This is a genomic window from Streptomyces tailanensis (assembly GCF_008386495.1).
Lineage (GTDB): Bacteria > Actinomycetota > Actinomycetes > Streptomycetales > Streptomycetaceae > Streptomyces > Streptomyces tailanensis.
Genome location: NZ_VTHJ01000155.1, coordinates 1 through 3,071 on the forward strand (window position 1 = coordinate 1; position 3,071 = coordinate 3,071).

General features: G+C 66.8%; 3 protein-coding genes and 1 pseudogene. 2 read left to right on the forward strand and 2 right to left on the reverse strand.

Annotated features, from left to right (window positions below; all coding sequences use genetic code 11):
• Positions 1 to 434 (reverse strand): IS6 family transposase (locus tag F3T56_RS45645; RefSeq protein ID WP_149831341.1); only part of this gene is annotated, 434 nt, incomplete at its 3' end.
• A 94-nt stretch (positions 435 to 528) separates the two neighbouring features.
• Between F3T56_RS45645 and F3T56_RS46825 the strand changes: the two genes are divergently transcribed.
• Entirely contained in the window at positions 529 to 666 is a 138-nt protein-coding gene (locus F3T56_RS46825; protein WP_172639497.1) for a hypothetical protein, read from the forward strand.
• A 33-nt stretch (positions 667 to 699) separates the two neighbouring features.
• Here the strand turns inward: F3T56_RS46825 and F3T56_RS45650 are convergent, their stop codons facing one another.
• Positions 700 to 1,848, reverse strand: a complete 1,149-nt coding sequence (locus F3T56_RS45650) for an ISAs1 family transposase (protein ID WP_246204893.1) — start codon at positions 1,846 to 1,848, stop codon at positions 700 to 702.
• Between the two features lie 536 nt (positions 1,849 to 2,384).
• On the opposite strand from F3T56_RS45650, the pseudogene F3T56_RS45655 reads away from it, so the two are divergent.
• Positions 2,385 to 2,594 (forward strand): annotated as a pseudogene (locus F3T56_RS45655) (helix-turn-helix domain-containing protein); the annotation flags it as partial.
• Positions 2,595 to 3,071: the final 477 nt, after the last annotated feature.

The following is a 3,071-nucleotide window of genomic DNA, read 5'->3' on the forward strand; positions in this document are numbered from 1 at the left end:
GCGCCGTAGGAGCGGAGCTTGTCGGTGACGATCACCCGCGGCACTGTGCGGGTCTTGGTCATCAGGCGGCGCAGCAAGCGTCTGGCCGCGGCCTTGTCCCTGCGGTTCTGCACGAGGATGTCCAGGACGTTGCCGTCCTGGTCGACGGCCCGCCACAGGTACTTCTGTTCCCCGTTGATCTTGATGAAGACCTCATCCAGGTGGTATATGTCACCAGGCCGAGGCCGCCGGCGGCGCAGCGCGCTCGCGTACTGCTGCCCGAACTTGGCGCACCAGCGGCGCACCGTCTCGTAGGAGACGACGATCCCGCGCTCGAGCATGAGCTCCTCGACCTCGCGGAACGACAGCGGGAAGCGGTGGTACAGCCACACGCAGCGGGAGATGACCTCGACCGGGTACCGGTGCCCCTTGTACGACAGCGACACGCTCCCCACCGGCAGCCCCCTCCAGCACCATCAACCAGAAGATCATCCCACCCGGTCAACCAACGTGACAGCGCCCGAGGAAGTCTTCCTGCTCCATGCAGGTGTGAGCATCGAGCGCCTGGCCAAGGCCGCTCTCGCCCACCGCAGCCCCTTCCTGCTGGAGATGCGAGGCAGCGAGGACGCCCTCTCACTTCACCGGGGTGGAGGAGGGCAAGAAGGTCCGCACCATCGGCAGGGCTGATTCAAAGTCCTGGCGATCATGTGGTGTTGCTGGTCAGGGCAGTCCGATCAGGTCCAGCGGACGGGTGAAGGGCGTGTAGGAGACCTCGCGCAGGCCGGCGGCGATGGTGTCGTGTCCGGCGGTGCGCAGGGTGCTGATCGCGAAGCTGCGCAGTGTGGCCATGTTCTCTGGGCCGTGGCCGGTTCGGATCTTCGAGGCGTCCTCGCCGAACGTGGTGTCTCTGACGTGGTGCACGGCCTCGATGCCCCATTGTGCGCGGGCGAGTTGGCCGATGGCCTGGGGTGATGCCTCACGCGCCGTCAGGTCGGTGATGGCGTAGACGGTCTCGCGGGTGATCTTGCCGGTCTTGAGGTCGGTGCGGTGCCGGTGGATCTTCGCGGTCTGTGTCACGTGCGGGAAGTCCAGCCCGAGACCGGTGACGGTGAGCGTGCGCACCGTGCGGGTCTCACGCCGCCCGTGCCCTGCCTCACGGTCGTAGCGGCGTACGGTCACCTCCTTCCACGGTAGAAGGCGCAGCGCGGTATGCAGTGTCGGCTGGTTCCGCTTGATCACGAGCAGGTAGTGCGCCTTCTTCGCCTCCACCAGCCACCTGGCGTGGTCACGATGGGTGTGCAGGGCGTCGGCGGTGACCACGACACCGGCCAGGTCGAACGGAGCCGGCAGTTTCGTGAAGCCGGTGACCTCGGTTGTCTTGTCCGGTACCCGCAGCTGGCTGACGGTGCGTCCGCCTTCCAGGACGGCGGAGAGCAGGTGGGCGGCGGCGCCGGTGTCCGTGCGCGAGCCGCGGGCGGCCTTGCCGTCCACGGCCAGGTGCCGGGCGCCTGCGGGATCGCATCCGAGCAGGTCGGCAAGCCCGCCGGGGCACACCAGGGTCAGGATGCGGCGGATCGTGGAGGTCGACGGTGCGCGGCGCACGCCCAGCGGGCCGGCGGCGCGCACGCCGAGGCGGGCGAGTGCATCCAGGGGCGCGTGGCGGGCCCACTGACCGACGGCCAGGTAGGAGCGGGCCCCGGCCAGCACCGCGCAGCAGGCGGTGAGCAGGACCGATACCAGCGAATGGCGCCGTCCCCGTCGATCCCGCGGATCGCGAAGAACGGCCAGCCGTTCAACGACACCGTTCACGCCGCGCTGGGCGGCAGTGGGCGACTTGGTCAGGCAGACAATGGCAGACTGGCGGCACATCGAAGCTCCGGACGGGCAGGGCGACTTGGCAAGGTCACCCCGTCAACCGGAGCTTCGATGCGTTCATGACGGCCTTCCGCCGGACCGCCGACACTCAGCGACCTGCACGTTTCCATGATCCCCAGGGCTCTGAACCAGCCCTGTTCCCGATGGGGACCTGCCGCGCCGGGCTTCCCAGCCCTAGAGGATTCGACCGCCAAGTGCTGACCATTGAGCGGTGTAAGTCTGACGACGAGTCGACGAGAGTTCGCTGTCGCTCACCCGTCCGGACTTCCCCTTCGCCTGTAGCCTGCGAATGGCCCGCGAGCCCTTGGGCTTGACCAGCTCCGCTCAGCACCCCGGGATTACTCCCGGCGCACCGGAGGCTGGGGACTGACCGTTGATCACTGGTCAGGTCCGCATGACATGTCTCCTCCCCTGCGAACTCTGCGTGCGATGTGACTTCACGTCGCACCGGGCGTGCCTTCCCGACCCGCGCGGCAACGCGGGCCTACTCGGTGACTTGACGATCACCCACTCGGGAAGGTATGCCCTTGCGCAAACTCGCCGCCCAGGAACTCCTCGGTCAACTCTTCGGCATCACCACCATGACCGTCAGCCGCGTGATCCGGGAAATCCGCCCACTCCTGGAAGCACAAGACCACCGCGTTACCCCCTCCACCGCCCGCTTCCGCACACCAACAGACATCGCGGTGTACCTCGACTACGACGCCACCACAGCCGAGATCAAACCGGCGGGTTATTGATCTGCAAGCCCTTAGCAGCGGATGAGCAGATCCGCGATCCCGTTGACAATGGTTATGTTCAGTAGCGGTCTCCTCGGGTGGAGTCCAAAACCTCCCGGTTTGGCATCAGATACGTCTGTAGTACGTCCATTGTCAGTGCGGTGCGCTTCACTGTCCGCCATGGAGCTCACGCAAGCGACCGTCAACGCCCTGCTGGCCCAACTCGGCCCGGGGGACGGCTACATATGCCTGCCCAGCAACCTGGATCCGCAGGACCTGACCGACCTGCTCGGCAGCAGGTACGGCGCCCCGCGCACCCTCGTCCTCGACGGCTTTACCGATCCGACGGTCGACGAGTCCAGGGGCGCGGCTAGGGCCTGTATCTGGTTTCGATCAAGGGGTGGCCCGCGCGAGCTCCTTGATCCAGATAATCGAGCCGCGCAGGTAGACTCCGGCGAGGTAGCTCTTGGGTGTCTTGTCGTAGCGGGTGGCGATACC

Bases quoted from the DNA above. Each gene is read 5' to 3' on its own strand.
- F3T56_RS45650 (WP_246204893.1), bottom strand. From the start codon at position 1,848: ATGTGCCGCCAGTCTGCCATTGTCTGCCTGACCAAGTCGCCCACTGCC.